Annotated in this window: 16 protein-coding genes and 1 riboswitch; of the genes, 7 read left to right on the top strand and 9 right to left on the bottom strand. The window is 52.6% G+C overall.

The features are described from left to right. Positions 1 to 69: 69 nt before the first annotated feature. Complete coding sequence (locus tag D3P08_RS17475; RefSeq protein WP_119600995.1) at positions 70 to 1,089, top strand: GNAT family N-acetyltransferase; 1,020 nt, start codon at positions 70 to 72, stop codon at positions 1,087 to 1,089. 4 nt (positions 1,090 to 1,093) lie between these two features. Here the strand turns inward: D3P08_RS17475 and D3P08_RS17470 are convergent, their stop codons facing one another. Next, complete coding sequence (locus tag D3P08_RS17470) at positions 1,094 to 1,576, bottom strand: hypothetical protein (protein WP_119600994.1); 483 nt, start codon at positions 1,574 to 1,576, stop codon at positions 1,094 to 1,096. 115 nt (positions 1,577 to 1,691) lie between these two features. After that, positions 1,692 to 1,770, top strand: a riboswitch (ZMP/ZTP riboswitch). Positions 1,771 to 1,832: 62 nt separating this feature from the next. On the opposite strand from D3P08_RS17470, the gene D3P08_RS17465 reads away from it, so the two are divergent. From D3P08_RS17465 to D3P08_RS17455, 3 genes are all read left to right on the top strand, one after another. Then, the gene (locus D3P08_RS17465) at positions 1,833 to 2,681 is read left to right on the top strand and encodes a bifunctional 5,10-methylenetetrahydrofolate dehydrogenase/5,10-methenyltetrahydrofolate cyclohydrolase (protein ID WP_119600993.1); all 849 of its coding nucleotides are present in this window, start codon (positions 1,833 to 1,835) and stop codon (positions 2,679 to 2,681) included. A 150-nt stretch (positions 2,682 to 2,831) separates the two neighbouring features. Next, positions 2,832 to 4,622, top strand: a complete 1,791-nt coding sequence (locus tag D3P08_RS17460; RefSeq protein ID WP_162848516.1) for a stalk domain-containing protein — start codon at positions 2,832 to 2,834, stop codon at positions 4,620 to 4,622. Between the two features lie 218 nt (positions 4,623 to 4,840). Continuing rightward, complete coding sequence (locus D3P08_RS17455; protein WP_119600991.1) at positions 4,841 to 6,019, top strand: FAD-dependent monooxygenase; 1,179 nt, start codon at positions 4,841 to 4,843, stop codon at positions 6,017 to 6,019. A 47-nt stretch (positions 6,020 to 6,066) separates the two neighbouring features. Here D3P08_RS17455 and D3P08_RS17450 read toward each other — a convergent pair whose 3' ends face one another. Together D3P08_RS17450 and D3P08_RS17445 are read right to left on the bottom strand one after the other, a co-directional pair. Then, on the bottom strand, positions 6,067 to 6,576 hold the full coding sequence (locus tag D3P08_RS17450; RefSeq protein WP_119600990.1) for an SRPBCC family protein: 510 nt from the start codon (positions 6,574 to 6,576) through the stop codon (positions 6,067 to 6,069). A 46-nt stretch (positions 6,577 to 6,622) separates the two neighbouring features. Further along, positions 6,623 to 6,958: a DUF1801 domain-containing protein gene (locus D3P08_RS17445; protein WP_119600989.1), complete on the bottom strand. Its 336-nt coding sequence runs from the start codon at positions 6,956 to 6,958 to the stop codon at positions 6,623 to 6,625. A 248-nt stretch (positions 6,959 to 7,206) separates the two neighbouring features. Here D3P08_RS17445 and hmpA point away from each other — a divergent pair, with 248 nt between their 5' ends. Then, the gene (hmpA, locus tag D3P08_RS17440) at positions 7,207 to 8,442 is read left to right on the top strand and encodes an NO-inducible flavohemoprotein (protein ID WP_119600988.1); all 1,236 of its coding nucleotides are present in this window, start codon (positions 7,207 to 7,209) and stop codon (positions 8,440 to 8,442) included. Here the strand turns inward: hmpA and D3P08_RS17435 are convergent. Then, positions 8,439 to 8,942, bottom strand: a complete 504-nt coding sequence (locus D3P08_RS17435) for a Crp/Fnr family transcriptional regulator (protein WP_119600987.1) — start codon at positions 8,940 to 8,942, stop codon at positions 8,439 to 8,441. The genes hmpA and D3P08_RS17435 overlap by 4 nt on opposite strands. A 180-nt stretch (positions 8,943 to 9,122) precedes the next feature. Here D3P08_RS17435 and D3P08_RS17430 point away from each other — a divergent pair, with 180 nt between their 5' ends. Further along, entirely contained in the window at positions 9,123 to 9,605 is a 483-nt protein-coding gene (locus D3P08_RS17430) for an HPP family protein (protein ID WP_119600986.1), read from the top strand. A 17-nt stretch (positions 9,606 to 9,622) separates the two neighbouring features. Here D3P08_RS17430 and D3P08_RS17425 read toward each other — a convergent pair whose 3' ends face one another. Genes D3P08_RS17425 through D3P08_RS17410 form a run of 4 tightly spaced genes read right to left on the bottom strand, consistent with a single transcriptional unit; the run spans position 9,623 to position 12,723 of the window. Further along, positions 9,623 to 10,330: a hypothetical protein gene (locus tag D3P08_RS17425; RefSeq protein WP_147381822.1), complete on the bottom strand. Its 708-nt coding sequence runs from the start codon at positions 10,328 to 10,330 to the stop codon at positions 9,623 to 9,625. Next, on the bottom strand, positions 10,327 to 11,562 hold the full coding sequence (locus tag D3P08_RS17420) for a hypothetical protein (protein ID WP_119600984.1): 1,236 nt from the start codon (positions 11,560 to 11,562) through the stop codon (positions 10,327 to 10,329). The genes D3P08_RS17425 and D3P08_RS17420 overlap by 4 nt, the downstream gene beginning before the upstream one ends. A gap of 25 nt (positions 11,563 to 11,587) precedes the next feature. After that, entirely contained in the window at positions 11,588 to 12,175 is a 588-nt protein-coding gene (locus D3P08_RS17415) for a hypothetical protein (protein WP_119600983.1), read from the bottom strand. Then, positions 12,172 to 12,723 (bottom strand): RNA polymerase sigma factor, encoded by a 552-nt coding sequence (locus D3P08_RS17410; protein ID WP_240647622.1) that lies wholly within the window; start codon positions 12,721 to 12,723, stop codon positions 12,172 to 12,174. The genes D3P08_RS17415 and D3P08_RS17410 overlap by 4 nt, the downstream gene beginning before the upstream one ends. Positions 12,724 to 12,944: 221 nt before the next feature. Here D3P08_RS17410 and D3P08_RS17405 point away from each other — a divergent pair, with 221 nt between their 5' ends. Further along, entirely contained in the window at positions 12,945 to 14,738 is a 1,794-nt protein-coding gene (locus D3P08_RS17405) for an S-layer homology domain-containing protein (RefSeq protein WP_119600982.1), read from the top strand. Between the two features lie 491 nt (positions 14,739 to 15,229). Here D3P08_RS17405 and D3P08_RS17400 read toward each other — a convergent pair whose 3' ends face one another. Further along, the gene (locus tag D3P08_RS17400; RefSeq protein ID WP_119600981.1) at positions 15,230 to 15,754 is read right to left on the bottom strand and encodes a YwhD family protein; all 525 of its coding nucleotides are present in this window, start codon (positions 15,752 to 15,754) and stop codon (positions 15,230 to 15,232) included. Positions 15,755 to 15,848: the final 94 nt, after the last annotated feature.

Genomic DNA, 15,848 nt, shown 5'->3' with positions numbered 1-15,848 from the left:
TTACCTTTCAACTGCCTGAAGCCCGTGCCATAATCAGCTCAAAGAGGACCGAAAGAAGGTATATAATCGATGACATTTCATTTGAGACCGCTTCGTTTACCGGAGGACTATGCCCCGCTGGCGGAGCTGCTGAACACGCATTGGGCCGAGCCGACCTCAGCTGAGAAGCTGGAGGATGACGATAAGAAGCTGTATGAGACCGGGCATACATGGAAGAACGAGCAAGGCCTGCTGCTTGGCTATGACCGGAGCCGAGTGGTTGCGGTTAACGGACAAAATGACCTTTGGGGCTATGTATGGGTATGGCGCGCGCCTTGGACGGAGCCAGGTTATGTATGCATGACACTTGTGGTAAAACCGGAGGTCCGCAAGCAAGGCGTTGGAGAAGCGCTGCTCCGTCATGCCTACGATTGGGCTGACGGTATTGGCGCATCCGCTTTTATCACCGAAGTGTGGGATGACCAGCCCGAGGCGCTTGAATTTGCGAAAAATCGAGGGTTTATGGTCGAACGGCAAACCTATCAATCCGTGCTGCAGCTGGAGCCTTCAGCATCCGGTCTAACGGTGGGCGACCCGGAAGGACTGCTCCAAGAGAACGGACTGAAGATGCTGACGCTCGCGGATGAGCCTAGCGAAGAAAACGAGCGCAAGCTCTATGAGCTCTCGACCGCAACCATGCGGGATATTCCCGGCTATCTTGGCGATGTGCCGGACTTTACCGAATGGAAAAAGTGGTACCTCCAGGTGGACGGGTTTAAGCCGGAGCTGGTCTTTATTGCGGCAGATGATGGCCGCTTTGTCGGCATGGCGAACGTCATTCATATCGCCGCCACTAACGGCATGTATCATGAATACACATGCGTGGACCGCGCGTACCGCGGACGGAAAATCGCGCTGGCTCTGAAGCAGGCGGCGATCCGCGAAGGCTTAAGCCGCGGCGCCGCCTATATCCGCACCGACAACGATTCGATGAACGCCCCGATGCTTCACATTAATCGCAAGCTGGGCTACAAGCCGCTTCGGGGCAACTACCGGATTATCGCATCTATGGAGAAGATGAAGGAACTGCTGGATAGCATAAATATTTAGTCCTTCACTGCCCAGGCACGCATTGAAATTCCACAACCTGCGCATAGCGTTGCAGAATGGCAAGCAGCTCCGCGCTATCCGCTTCGGACATTTTGCCGTATTGGCCTTTTCCTGCGATCGAAATTTCCAATTGCTTCCCCGAAGGGGTCAGCCATAGATCGTAGATTGCGGGCTCGTAGGATACCGTTGGATCGGTGTTGACCGTGACGATTTTGTAATCGGGCAATCGGCACATGGATACTTTCGCGCGCTCCCAAGGCACATTCCTCAGCCTATCGATGACGGATTTCACCGTCTCCGGATCGGAAATTTTGTGACGATCGATGAAGGCTTCTCCTTCCAACGTTCGAATCAGCAGATTCAAATTCGTTGTATATGCTGTACCGGAGCCAGCTTTCGGTTCCGTCACAGGCTGGCTGGAGGCCTCGACGCCTCCGAGCGCGAATAGGAGTACAAGCAGCAATCCAGCGGCATAGCGTATAGCCATAAACGTCTCCCCCTTTCATGGAAACCACTGTAATGACAAAACGCATTCCGCATCAGAATGGTTGCGGCTCCTTCTTGATGAATCCCGCATTTCCTACTATAATGAAAACAACATTTTAAGTATGTGTAACTGGCGTAACGTGGATGACCACGGTGGAGCACATACGGATACGGCCGTACGCCTGGGCAGAGGTAAGGGGAGTTTTCCCCTTGCCTCTTTCTGTTTTTTCACCCTATTAACAAGGAGCTGACCTGAGATGAGCACAGAAACGCTGATTTTAGACGGAAACACTGTTGCGGGCGCCATAAAACAATCGTTAGAGACAAGAATCGCCCGCCTTGCCGAACACGGGATAACCCCCTGCTTGGCTACCATTCTGGTAGGCGATGATCCCTCCTCCGCCACCTATGTGCGAATGAAAGGCAACGCATGCAAACGGCTCGGCATGCAATCCGTGCGTATTGAGCTGCCTGCGTCCACAACTACCGATCAGCTGCTGGAAGAAATTCATAAGCTGAATGCCGACCCGCTTGTACATGGCATCCTGCTGCAGCATCCGGTCCCTCATCATATCGATGAACGGGCCGCGTTCGATGCGATCGCGATCGAAAAGGACGTGGACGGCGTAACGACGCTTGGCTTTGCCCAAAACGCTTTCGGCTTTGCGAACTACCCGTCATGTACGCCTGCCGCAATCCTTGCGATTTTACAGCATTACAACCTGCCGATGGAAGGAAAGCATGCCGTCGTCATCGGACGAAGCCCGATTTTAGGCAAGCCGGTATCCCTTATGCTGTTGAATGCCAACGCAACCGTCACGACCTGCCATTCCAAAACCGCCAATCTCGAGGAGATCGTTCGTCAAGCCGATATCGTTGTCGCCGCGGTGGGCAAGCCAAAATTCGTGCAGGGCAGCTGGATCAAAGCCGGCGCGGTCGTTATCGATGCCGGTTATAACAAAGGAAATATCGGGGATGTCGACTACGAGGCCTGCTTGCCGAATGCCAGCGCGATTACGCCTGTTCCTGCCGGTGTCGGTCCTGTCACCATCGCGACCTTGCTCAAACATACCGTTGACGCCGCCGAGCGGCAGATTAACCTATAGCGTATCCCCTATTCCAAACAGCGGGACTTAAGACCAGCAGCTAGATGTTGTCTTAGGTGCCGCTTTTTTTATTGACAGATTATGGACTGGAATAAGTCAGGCCTTTTTAATAGAATACAGTTCAGTTGCTTTACATCAGGAGGGACAGCCATGTTTAAACGAAGTTTCAGCTTATTATTATCCTTGGCGGTGCTAGGTTCGTTATTTTTCTCCGCTCCATCCTATGCCGCGGAGCCTTATCACACCGCAAAGAACCCCGAAGAATTTAAAAGAATGATCGTTAACGCGATGAAAAATCATGAACCGGCGCTTCGAATCCTTTATACCGGCAGTGAACAGCTGGTAGGGCCGAATGACCCGATGAAAATGATCGGAAACGAGCTGCGCTTTAAGCCGGAGAACAATTATTTAAGTCGGAACGCTACATACGGCTACGACATGAGCTATGACGATAACATCGATCATTACATCCATAACTTCCGATTTGACTATTTTCTTACGAAGGATGAGCAGGCCTTTGTCGACCGCCAATCCGATGCCATCCTGAAGGAGATACTAAAGCCTGGGATGACAACGGAAGAAAAAGTGAGAGCGATTAATCAATATGTCGTCGATCACGTCGAATATGATGACGCTACCTATGAGGGAACCAGCGTCACTCTTCATAGTTACAGCGCCTACGGGGCATTGCACGGATTAGCCGTTTGCGAAGGGTATACGTCGATTATGCAGACGCTTTTTGATAAAGCGGGAATTCCTTCTTATATTGTCACGGGTACGGTATACGGGCCGAATGGCGAAGGACATGCTTGGAACCTTGTCAATGTAGACGGAATTTGGCGTTATGTTGACGCCACATGGAATGACGGTCAGGACTTTACTTGGGACGATGATTACCTTTACATCAATGCGAGCGTAAACTTTTTGATCCGCGATGGACGGGTGTGGGATTGGCAGGACTACCCTTTAACGCCGGACAGCCCGGCTGCGGAAACCGTTGATCGTTCTCAGGAAGACAAGCTTTCTGTGGAAGCGGTTCGAAAAAATGACCGGACGTACTTGATTATGTATGGCGTTAACGAAATGGACGATATCGTCGTATACGATGAGAATAAAGAACCTAGAGCCCAAGCCCGTGTGTATCCGGATTATATGCATAACATTGACGGCGAAAACGTGTTCGAGCTTGATCTGACCGTAGAGCTGAGTTACTCGCATGAGTTTGAAGGGAAATTTTATGTGACGCATGCGTCGGAACACCGGCAAGAAAGCGATCCGGTATTGGTTGAGTACGATTTTCGCGCCGATTCAAAACCGATTTCGCCTTCACAAATCACTTTTGAAGGGGATTACATGTATATTAACGGTTCTTTCGGCTATTCCGGAGACCTTTACATTTATGACCGCAGCGGGAAGCTGGTCTTCACCGATTCAATCGCCGATAACGAGGACACGATGCTTATTCCGCTTGCCGGCCTCCCCTCGAAAGGGACCGTTTCGATCAGCGCACAGCGGTATTTCGGCAAAGAGAGCCCGAAAACCGTCATTGCGCTTCCGGACGAGAAGCAGACGAAGCCGTCAAGCCGCACCGAAGTGGACGTATATTTGGACGGAGAAAGGCTCGCGTTTGACGTCCCTGCCAGAACGATGGGCGGATACACGATGGTACCGCTTCGGAAAATATTCGAGGAGCTGGGAGCAGCGGTGGAATGGGATGACAAAACGCGGACGGTGACCGCCACTAAAGGCAATATCCGGTTGACCTATACGGTTGGCGAGAAGCATGCGTTTAAAAACAATCAAAAAATTGCGCTTGCCTCTCCCGGCGTTATACGCAATGGCTCGACGCTCGTTCCTCTTCGATTCGTAAGCGAATCGCTTGGAAATGAAGTCTACTGGGAGCCCTATACACGGACTGTTTACATTAGCTCATCAAACTAATTGCCTTCAGGTCCCGCCGGCTATCACAGCCGATAACCGGCGGTGACTTACGACGGGTGATTCCCCTTTTTTCTTCTGTTCCCCACCGATATAATCCCCCGGAATTTTATCTTTGTTGGTAACAAGGGCCCTTTACACCATTATAGCTTGTTGACTTATGATAAAGTAAATATCAATAGGACGAAGACAGATATGCTTGCGAACCATGGAGGAAGCTTATGAAAGCAATCATTATCGGCGGCGGGATCGGCGGGCTCTGCAGCGCTATCGCGCTTCGAAAGGCCGGCTGGGATGTCGACGAATTCGAACAAAACGAAAAGCTGAGTGAGAGCGGAGCAGGCATCGTCCTTGCCGCGAATGCCCTCCGAGCGTTAAAAAGTCTCGATATCGATGGACGCATTCGGGAAGAAGGCGCGCCCGTCGGAGCTGCGGAGCTGAGAACGTGGAAGGGCGACTTGTTGGCAAGCTTGCCTGTCCAGAAACAAGCCGCGCGCTACGGCATGCCGAGTTATCTCATCCACCGCGGCAGCCTGCAATCCATCCTTTATTCGCATGCTCTTGCTCTTGGCGTGAACGTCCAGCTGGGTAAAAGGTTTGCGGAATTACTCGAGAGTAAGGATGGTGCCGAGGCTCGGTTCGCGGATGGAACGACAGCAGACGGCGATCTCCTGATAGCTGCCGACGGTCATCGTTCAAAAATACGGGAGCGGTTATTCGGTCACCTCCCGCTCCGCTATTCGGGTTATAGAGCGATTCGCGGAATAGGCCGCTTTGAAGACTCGCGCTATCCGCTCGAAGCCGGCGGCGGGTTTGAAGCGCTCGGCAAGGGCATCCGGTTTGGATTTTCCCACCTTGGCGAAGGGAGAATTTTCTGGTTTGCCGCAATGAATGAGCCGGAAGGACAAGCTGCTTCCCAGGAGCCGGAGGAACGTAAGCGGCAGGTCCTCATGAAGCTTCAGAACTGGTACTCGCCGGTTCCTGCCGTAATTGAGGCGACGCTGCCCGAGGATATTCTGACCCATTCCATCTATGACCTTGCCCCGCTGCCGCAGTGGAGTAAAGGCCGGGTCACGCTGCTGGGAGATGCGGCACACCCTATGCTGCCCAATCTGGGGCAAGGGGGCGCTCAAGCGATGGAGGATGCCGTTACGCTTGCCCATCTGCTTAAGAACAAGGCTGCAGGCGCAGAACTAACGGAGACCTTAAAGGCATTTGAGACAGCTCGCATCCCTCGAATTCGTCAAATCGTCCGCCAGTCGCGCCTGATGGGACGGCTCATGCAGCTTGAATCGCCGCTGGCGCTGGCCGTAAGAAATACGGCTTTTCGCGCGGCTGCGGATAAGCTGTTTGTCAGCCGGCTGCATCCGGTAATCGGTTATGAGCCGCCGACTTTATAAATAACGAAGCCGCAGGGATACAATCCCTACGGCTTCTAATCGGATATTTAAACAGCCTCTTGTTGACCGGACAGGTAATTGGCAAGCTGCTCGAACGTTCCCTCGAACCCTTGCGCAGCCATCGGCGCCATCGCATCGTACGCAGCTTGTTCCTCTGCGGACGCATGGAGAGGTCCACCTTGAAGGGTCAGGATGGTCTTCCCGCCGACCTCCTCAAGCGTTAAAATATTCAAAATTTCAAGCGGCCAATTCGGATCGAACGGAGCGCGGATCGTGTTGCCCTCCTCATCGGAGAAAGATTGAACCCACACGAGTTTCTCGGGCGCCTGAACTTCTTGGTAGACGAACTTGCCCCACATGGCATATTGTCCATCCGGAGATTTCTGACAGCCAAGGAACAGCCCTCCCGGGCGGACATCCATCATGGCCACTTCCAGCGTAAATCCTTTAGGTCCCCACCAGTTGCCGAAGTGCTCCGGTTCGGTCCACACCTTATACACGAGCTCGCGCGGAGCATTGAATTCACGCTGCAAGAAAAGTCCCTTTTGGTCGCTCATTCGATTATTCCTCCTCGGATTTCAGGAATGACCCTGATCGTTTCGGTTATAACGTGCTGGAGGCTTGCTTCAGAAGATTCGACAGCGCTGCAAGATCCGGAGCGTCGCCTTCCCGCAATTTAATCCACTTCCGTTCGGCCGGCCCATCGAATTCTTTCGGAAAATCTATTCCGTTTGCATTCATGATCATAAACGCGATCGCGTCCTTCGAAGGCGAAATAACGGCTGCATAATGTCCGTTTTTCAGAAAGTGCGGCTTCTTATACTGAATGCGCTCGTCAGCCTCCGGAATGGTCTCGTGAACCATGCTCCGCAGGGTTGAACTGATGTCTGACTGCCATTTCGGTAAATTTTCAATATAGGCTGTAACTTCTTGATTCATTCTTTCCATTCCCTCCCACTGGTATAAATTTCTTCCTTGTGCTTTAAATATACCATTTAAGGAATATTCCTGTCAATGCATATTTAAACTTTTCCTGTTGCTGGATCCGTCACAATTCGTTACCGATTGCTGTGATTGTAATCACATGGCTTCCGCCGCCTGCAGACTATACTTGAAATAATCAAGCAGGCATCGGCAGATGATATGGAGATGTCTGAACAACTTTTTCACATGGGAGGCCATTAACGATGTTAAGCGATAATTCCGTTCAAATCATTAAGTCCACCGTACCTGTGCTGGAGGTGCATGGCGTTACGATCACGAAGCGATTCTACGAGCTGATGTTCACCGCTCATCCTGAATTGCTCCATATTTTTAACCATGCGAATCAAAAACAAGGCAGACAGCAAACCGCGCTGGCCAACGTCGTCTATGCCGCTGCGTTGCATATAGACAACCTTGCCGCTATTCTTCCCGCAGTGAAGCAAATCGCGCATAAGCACCGCAGTCTTGGCGTCAAACCGGAGCATTATCCGATCGTTGGGAAGCATCTGCTTATGGCGATCAAGGATGTGCTGGGCGACGCCGCTACAGATGAAATTTTGGGGGCATGGGAAGAAGCTTACGGCATCATCGCCGACGCCTTTATCGGGGTTGAAGCGGAGATGTACAATCAAGCGGAACACCAGCCTGGCGGCTGGGAGGACTTCCGCGCTTTCCGCGTAGACCGCAAAGTGCAAGAGAGCGCGGTAATCAGCTCCTTCTATCTTGTTCCTGAGGATGGCGGGGCGATCGCGGACTTCCTCCCCGGCCAATATGTAAGCGTGAAGGTTGAAGTGCCAGGCGACAAGTATACCCACATTCGCCAATACAGCCTGTCCGACGCTTCCGGCAAGCCCTATTATCGAATCTCCGTCAAACGGGAGGACGGCTTCCCGGATCGCCCGGAAGGCAGAGTCTCCAACTATTTGCACGGCCAAATTAGCGAAGGCGATACATTGTATTTGTCCGCGCCTGCCGGTGATTTCATTCTCGATCAGAACGATGCGAGACCGGTTGTCCTCATTAGCGGCGGAGTTGGGCTCACGCCGATGATCAGTATGCTGAACACGCTCGCTGAGCGGCATTCCGATAGAAAAGTCACGTTCATTCACGCCGCGCGGAACGGCCATGTCCATGCGATGAAGCAGCATGTCGATGAGCTGGCGCAGAAGCATTCGAATCTATCCGCCTACTACTGCTATCAGGCGCCGACGGAGCAGGACCGGGAGCAAAAGGCTTACCACAAGGAAGGCTTCATCGATCTGCCTTGGCTGAAGAGCGTTATCGAGGACCCGAATGCCAGCTATTATTTCTGCGGACCCGTGCCTTTTATGCAGCACATCAACCAGTCGCTTAAGGAATGGGGCATTCCGGAGAAGGACCTTCACTTTGAGTTTTTCGGACCGGCCGCAAGCCTGGCGCCTGCCGCTTCGGCCCGCTAACGCTCCGCCTGCGACCGAAGCAGCCGGTTGACCGTCTCGCGGCGCAGGCCGATTAGTTGGCCGATTTCTTCTTGGGTCAAAATATCGGTTATTTGATGCGGCGCGATGTAACGATGGAACCATTCCTGAAGACGGCGCAGCTTATCGATAGGCGCTACCTCCGTCAGCTGGTCAATGCGCTGCTGCATCATACGGAGCTTGCTCTGGAGCTGCAGCGCAATCTCCATGCTTTTCGAGGGATTTCGCTTCAGCTCCTCGTACCACTCCGAGGGAGAGATCCGCTCAATCTCGCTCGTCACAAGCGCGACGGCCGTCCCATGATAAGGCATTGGACTCAGCAGCGAATGGTGCGGGATGGTTTCGCCCTCTACGATAATGTTGACCAGAAACGGCGATCCGTCTTCATGAACGCGGACGATCTTCAGCAAGCCGCTTTTTACATGAAAAAGGTCACCCGTCCCTCCTTGGACAAATAACGTCTCGCCCTTATGCAGCAGCATATTCGCCCTCCTCCTCACGAAAGCCCGTCCGGCATACCGGCGGGCTCTTTCTATGAACGCGCTTAATTCCGACTTTTTTTGTTGTCTTTATATTGACGATTTAACCTTCCCGGCGTTACACTGTTTCAGAAGCATCGGGGGCCCGTGAGCCCATCAACAGGAGAAGGAGTATTTCAAAGCATGCGTTTTAAAGTGATTGCAATCTGTTTTTACGTAACGCTTATTTATTGGATCTCTTTGCATTTCCAAACCTTACACACTTTGTTTTTTCCGACGATCGGGGCATTCAGCCTTTTATTTATATTAAAACCGTTCAAGCCAAGGGAAATGTGGAAAATCGCTTTTGGCGCCGTCATTTCCTCGGTCATCGGCTCGCTGCTCGTACAATTGAACGCCGGGGCGCTTTCTCTGCTGGCGACACTTCTTATTGTGACGTCTCTCATCCTCAAATTCAATTGGAACGCGCCTCCGATTGTAGCCGTCGCACTCATTCCTTTTTTCTCGAAACCGGAGGTCGTCTGGGCCGCGCCGCTATCGGTGTGCGGTGTGCTCATTGGACTTGTCGCGACCCTGTATGCAGCAGCCTTGTTCGAGAAATGGGTTCAATCCATTCCGGCTTTCTCCAAGTATTACGCGAACACAGAAACCGATAACGGGATATAACATCGATCCATCCGGGATCAGAGCGGCCGTCTCTCGACGGTAATCCCTTGCGGAAGCGCCAAAATCAACTCGGGAAGCGAGTAGTCCGCCGGACTGCCGTTGTCCCAGTCGGGCGCGCCGATGAATACGTACATATCGGAGCCCACAATCTCGGTCCTCAGTATGCTTTCCCCCGCAATGGCCAAAGACTTCTCCGCGCGATACCGCACTTGCCCCATCAGATGAAGCGTCCGTGTTTCCTTTTGTTCAACGGAGAGACTGCCGTAGGATTGTACAATGACGTTTTTAACCGTTTCAGGCACTTCTATGTTCTCCGTCTCTATGAAAGCCGTTCGATAAGTCATCGTTAAATCGCGTTTCATCTCGTCGAACAGCCCCGTCGACATAAGGAGGGCGAGAACAAGGCTTCCCGTCCCGATTACTCCAACAAAGAATACGCTGATCCAGTCATAACGAACTAACCGATCTCCTTTGCCCGCAACCCCCAAATAGATGAGCAGCTCCGCGCCTAATAAAATAAATACGACAGGCGTAACCCACAGCAGCAGCTGATAAGCTTCCGTGTCCTGCCACAACGACACAGCAAAGGCTGTCCCGATAAGGATAAGCGTAATCCCCATCGATAGCGAACCGACGCGCCATTCTCTCCCGTTAGGGGGCTTTGAGGGAGAAGCCGTACCGCCCGATGCGGGAATAGATGTGTAGGGGTTTCCGGTCATGCTCATCCTTGCGCCCCCCTCTCGTCATCCTCGAACGGGTCCCTTCTTGGCGGGTACATGCCTGCGCTGAATAAGCTCCGTCCGCCAAAGGCCATTCTTAGTCCTACCATGATCATTACGAATGCGATGATCGCCGTCGGCAGCATATACTTATACTCCATGTACTGAGCATATATTTCAGGAAAGATTCTAAGCACCTCTCGCATCAAAATTCGATCCACTAGGAAGTAAATACCGAAGCCGATCATGCCTATGCCGAGCCAGCGCTGATACGGAACGACCGCCGAGAGCACGGGCTCGTCGAACATCTGCCTGCGGCCGAACTTGGAGAGCTGGGAAAGCGCGTCAAAAAACGCAAAGCACCAGAAGAGCGGCAACAGGAACAAGAACAAGGACAGCCTCATATTGTCCATAATATAGATGGCCAGGAGGAAGCCGCCCATTAACTGCAGCCCTCTCTTTTGGAGTCCAAGGTAAAGATGGCCTGCGCCCGGGAAGATCGCAAGCGCGATCGTAAGCACTTTGTTCTTCTGGCCCGAAGCGATATGCTCTTCGATCCCCTCGAACAATGATTTGTCCTCCAATAGCTCGCCGTTATGCTTTTTTTGCACGATGCTTGCCGCATCAAAAATGCCGTAAATCCATATGACCGGAAGCGCCAGCATGAATACAAGCAGCGAGCCGGCATTCATAATGACGCTCAAAAACAGAATAATCGCGAACAGCCCGACGAACGAAACGAGGAAGGTGATCCCTCTCTGCATAAGACCAAGGCTCATATGGCCGAGGCCGGGAATAATGGAGAGCAGAATAATTCTCGTTTTCTCATTCTGCTGCTCTTGATAGGCGAAAGCTTCGTTCGCCTGATACGACGCTCCTGTCGGAGGAGTATCATAAGGAAACGGTCCTCCGAAGGATGAAGCGGCTGTCGCGTATTCGGGATGCGGCGGCACCTGATAGCCGTTCGCAGCCGCGGGGACCGCCGGAGCAAAAGGTTTGCCGCTGATTAGGGCGATGATCATATCCAGCATGTTCACAAATCCGAATAACGCCGCTACAAAAAGCATAAACACGCCAAACTCATCGCCGTCCGTCATCAAAGCGAAGCAGGCAAGCAGAAACGATCCGAAAAATCCTCCCATATACAGCAGACCGCGAACCGGCCTATTGATATAAAAATGTCCAGCGCCCGGTATAAACGAAAGAAGAAACGCGACCAGCGGGCTTTTTGTATTCATATTCTCAGCATCCTTTCATTTGTCTTCATTTAAACCGCCATGCTTGCACGCCATCGAGGAAGCTCCCCGCTTTATCTACAAGCCGGTCGGACCAGGAAGGCTCCGACGACATCCATTCGGCTCCAATCGTTTGCGATTCGGGTTCATGCTGTTCCAAATGCTGAAGCTTCTCGGAGAAGCCCGTCAGCGCGCCCGTTGCCATGAGCAGCAGCGTAATCGAAGCGGCCAGCGTATAGTGCGTTACCGGGTGCTGCAGCCAAGAATCCCGCCGCTTCAGCTGGCGGACTTCCGTCATCGTCTGCGGCGGCGCCGGATTGCAGGAGGTTTCTTCGGCAGGATCGCCGATCGGCTTAAGCGCTTTAAGCGGCTCGCCAACTTGCAGCTCCGCGATAACCTGTTCCTCCAGCCGAACCATGTCAGGCAGCTCCATACCCGGCCGATGTTCCGCGCCGGACTGCTCCGACTCCTCCATCGCCTCCATGAACAGCCACATGCAGCCTTCACATACGAGCAGCTCCTGATCGGCGCGCTCACGTTCAGCAGGGGTCATTTCGTTACGAATATATTGCCGCCACTGCTCTATCGTTAGATGTCCGTTGTTGATCCCGTTCATTCGAAGTCCTCCTTCCGCCAATGCCTCTTCATCCAGCTTCTTGCCCGATATAGCTTCGACTCTACGCTTTTCAGCGCTAACCCCGTTTCTGCAGCGATCTGCTCGTACGTCTTCTCTTCTATGTAAAAAGCGGTCACGACACGCCGGTACTGATCCGGCATCTCCTTCACTTTGGCCTGCACCTGCCGCAGCTCTTCCTGACGGATGGCCACTGACTCCGCTGCAGGCGCCGGCATAGCGGCCAGCATGCCCTCACCCGCGAAGGACGTCTCCTTCCGGTCTAGACCGTCATCATCTATGAATTGCTCCGGCCTTCTGGCTCTGCTTCGCTTGAAGTCGATCGCCTTGTTCACCGCGATTCGCGTGATCCACGTCTTCAGCCCATCCATCCGGTAGTTCGGGAGGGAGCGATAGATTTGCAGAAGCGTCTCTTGCGTCACGTCTTCCGCGTCATGCGGCGATTGCAGCACGGCGTAGACGGTTTTATAAATGTAAGGACCATACGCCTGCACGAACGGCCGATAATGCTCCGGCCCGCCATTCCGCACGGCTACGAGCCAATCCTTCTCATCTAAAATGTCGCTCTCCTCCTTCCCGTTATAGATAGACGTTTAATAGGCTTCGAAACCCTGCACCTTTTCGAAATATTTTTTTGAAGCGGCGTAACTGGTTTATTTTACTACAATTTCGCCGTTTAACTCTCGTATTCTATTCATTCAATTTATGGTAAAATAGTTGCAGATTTAATCCATAGATTTGGAGGATACATATGAAACGTTATTTGAAAACAGGGATAAGCGCGGCGCTTGCCGCTTCGCTGCTATTCCCGGCGGCATTGCCCGCGCACGCGGCGGCTAGCTTCAACGATATTGAGAACTCTTTCGCGAAGGACGCCATTAATGAGCTGGTTGAGAAAGGTATTCTGAACGGCAAAGGCGAAGGAACCTTCGACCCAACCGCGAACATTAAGAGACAAGACTTCGCCATTATTTTGGCCAAAGCGCTTAACCTGGACGTATCCTCCGCCCCGGCAACGGCTACATTCAGCGACGTTCCGACTGATCACTACGCCTATAAGTATGTGGAAGCGGCTGCCAAGGCTGGGCTTATATCCGGTATGGGCGGTGGTAATTTCGGATCGGGGCAGAACCTTACTCGGGAACAGATGGCGACTCTTTTTGTGCGCTCCTTGGGCGTCGATGTTACGGGGAAAGCGGACATACTAAGGTTCTCTGACGCGGATAGAATTTCGAGCTGGGCGCAGGACGCTGTCGGTTACGCGGTAGAATTAGGCCTTATGAACGGGGCCGGCAACAACACCTTTAACCCGCAAGGCAACGCGGAGCGCGAGCAGGTTGCGCTTGTGGCTTCGAAGTTCCTGAAGGCCGCTGAGCCGGTCATCGCTCTTACCTTCTCTTCATCGGCGGCTTCGATCAGCACCGTGCAGCTAAGCTTCTCCCGCGAGTTGGAGGCATTAAGCGCGGATCAAGTCCGTGTTGCGGTTAAAGCGACAGGCGAAAGCGTCAGCGTATCTAGCGCTGCGCTAAGCGCAGACAAAAAATCCGCAACGCTATCGCTCGCGGAACTGAAGCCGGGTACGACTTATACGGTGACCTATGCGGCTAAGACGGTTGAGTTCACGACGCCGGATGCCGAGCTTGAACTCTCGCCTTCCAGCTTGACGATCGGACTTGGCGGACGAGCGAGCTTCACCGCGAAGCTGATGTTCCGAATCGGCTCCAGCGAAGTTCAGCTGGATGAGCCAATCCAGTGGAGCGCATCCTCCGGCACGATCGATCAATCCGGCAACTTTACCGGCAATTCGGCCGGCTCCGCGACGATTACAGCAACATCCGGCAAGTACCAGGCAACGGCAACGGTGACGGTGAATCAGCCGGTGTATGCGCCGCCGGTTGATTTGATTCCGCCGGTTATTACGGAGTCGAGCAGCGCCGAGGAAGGCATCTTATTTGTAGGCGATACCGTTTATGCGACAAGCAATGAATCCGGTGCGATTTATATGATTGGACTGGGACTCCTTGAAGGAACTCCTACTGTTTCCTATTTTGAATCTTTATTAACCTCCGCGCCGAACATGGCGAAGAAGCAGCTGGCGACCGCAGGCACTCGCGTCAACTTCGAGACGGATACCCTTTCGGCAGGATCGTACTACCTGTTTGCTGTAGATGCGTCGGGCAACATTTCCGAATCGAGAACCGTTGACTTAACGCTGGATCAAACGCCGCCGGTCATATCCGGCGTATCGCATGAGCAGTTCTTCTACTTCGGCAACCCCATTCCCGTCTCCTTGAATGAATCGGGAACGGTATACCTTCTTGAAAATGATAGCTCGCTACTCGATTCGCCTACGGTGACCGATTTGGAGGCCTTCATTACGGCATCACGAGGAATTAAACAAGCTACGGTTGAAAATGCCGTTTCCCTCAACACCAGCGCGCTGAGCTATAATTCAGCAAATCACTGGTATGCTATTATCGCCGTCGACGATGCGGGAAATGTATCTTCGCCAATCTTGGTTAGCCTTTACCCTGATTTAGTCTAATCGTACAATTTTTTGGCGCCTTGATTGAAGAGGCTGTATCGAAGGGGTCCCTTACGATACAGCCTCTTCTCTTGCCCGCCTTGTGCTTCCTTCGGCTCTCCGACGAACGATGCCGCCATTTGGAATTATGTTCAATCAGCAGTTCGGGGGGCGGCCTTCTCCATGTTTTCTTACTCCGAAGTCAATTAGCACCATATATGCACTTATGTTTTACACTTGCTCGCCATATGAAATATAAGGACAAAAGTACACTTATTCCGTACAGCTATTGCAATAAAAGCGCTATAGGCACTGAATACGTGCACTTTTGTCTCTATTTCCCCCGGAACTGCCGATTTCGCTTTTCATAGGCGCACTTTTGTCTTTATTGCTTCTTAGTCTCCAAATTACTGGAACAGACGCCCCTATGCGAGCGCAACATCAAATAAGTGAGCTCTCAACACAAAGAGGCTGTATCCAAGGGTCCTTTCCCTTCGATACAGCCTCTGCTCCTATCCGCCCAGGGCGTCCTTCAGCTCCGCCGGCGAGCGATCCCACCATTCCGCGTTGTGCTCGACGAGCAGCTTGCGTAGAGCCGCCTTCTCAACCTCGCCCAAGTTATCCAGCATGTAGCGTCTCTTGAGCGCGTAATCCAACCGGTTCACGTGGTCGGCGAGAATTTTCCAGCCTCTCTTCGCCTCGGCATCGATCAGCATCTCGCATGCCGTCGCTCCCGCATAGTACGAGCCTTCCTCATTCCGGTCGACCGCTACCCAGACGATCCAGCACTGGCGGCCGTTCGGCACATCTTCCTTATTCGGCGAGAACTTGATGCCGCGCTCGATCTTGCTCTTCGCGTGCATGGCGCCGACGTCGATATACGCCACGCCTTCGTCGATCATCACGCAAGCCACGTCGCTAAGATCAATGGAGCCTGCGCCGAAGCCTCTATGTTTCTTGTTGCTCACTACGTTGAGCGTCAAGGATTTTTTCTCTTTCGCTTCCGGCTGAGCCGGCGTATTTCCTTGCTCTGTCACGCAAATCCCACCTTCCCATACAATAATTCCATTTTAGCTAATAATCTTGGAATTGCAAACATATACATGCTGTAGATGCTTGTCAACGGGAGGG

Source organism: Paenibacillus nanensis, assembly GCF_003583765.1.
Lineage (GTDB): Bacteria > Bacillota > Bacilli > Paenibacillales > Paenibacillaceae > Pristimantibacillus > Pristimantibacillus nanensis.
The sequence above is the reverse complement of the archived record's forward strand: the minus strand, read 5'-3'. Positions and strand labels throughout refer to the sequence as shown.